An 805-nucleotide genomic window follows, 5' to 3' on the forward strand; every position below is an offset into this window, starting at 1 on the left:
CATAGTTGATACTATCCTGAATGGCCCGCCGTACCGACCGGCCCTTGCCGGTGTGCAGCGGCATGATACTTGTGGTTGCCATGAGCACCTCCTAAACAAAAAAAGAGCGGCCCGCTCGCCCAGGCCGCCGTTGTCATTCCAGTTCCTCTGATGTATCTTCATCAACCGCATTCTCCAGAAAGTCCAGCTCATCCTCCCAATCCTCCTCGTATACAAATCGCTCTCTGGGCGGGAAGCGCATTTCATATATATGCTGCGCCAGCGCCCGCACCTCCGGCCGCCGGTCTTTGGTCCGGTTGCGCAGCCAGGCCAGCTGCTCTTTGGACAACCGCCACGGCAGATTCAGCAGCCGGTTGACGGTCATCATCTCTGCCTTCTTTTCGGGAGGCAGGGAAGCACAGGCTTTGCAGATATGCGCCGCATGGCCCCGACCGCTGAACTTTTCATTTGCCTTGTATTCACCACATACCTTGCAGTAATGACCGCGTTTTTTCTTCATGGTTTAACCATAGATCCTTTCCTGAATGAAATACCGCACTCCTTGCACCCTGCCCAGCAGCCAAAGGGCAGCCGCCGGCAGCCCGAATGGACTAGCCAGAAACGCCAGTACCAGGTAGATGATAAAACCTTCCACCGATGCAGAGAGCAGCAGGATCGCCAGCGCCAAAAGAGAAAGTACCGCGCTGGCCAGGCCCAGCACCACGCTGGACACGCACACCAGCCAGGTGAAAAACCAGACGAACAGGGCCAAAACAAGGCTCACCGGAGCAAAAAGAAGTTTCAGCATGAACCTGAGTAAAAAGAT

2 protein-coding genes are annotated in these 805 nt (G+C 55.4%); both read right to left on the bottom strand.

Annotated elements, in window-relative coordinates; all coding sequences use genetic code 11:
- Positions 1–133: 133 nt before the first annotated feature.
- On the bottom strand, positions 134–499 hold the full coding sequence (locus tag B5G12_RS14195; protein ID WP_087325495.1) for a hypothetical protein: 366 nt from the start codon (positions 497–499) through the stop codon (positions 134–136).
- A 3-nt stretch (positions 500–502) separates the two neighbouring features.
- The coding region (locus B5G12_RS14200) for a CD1845 family protein (RefSeq protein WP_343286655.1) at positions 503–805 on the bottom strand (303 nt) is incomplete at its 5' end.

This window comes from Faecalibacterium sp. An58 (assembly GCF_002161515.1).
GTDB classification, from domain to species: domain Bacteria; phylum Bacillota; class Clostridia; order Oscillospirales; family Ruminococcaceae; genus Faecalibacterium; species Faecalibacterium avium.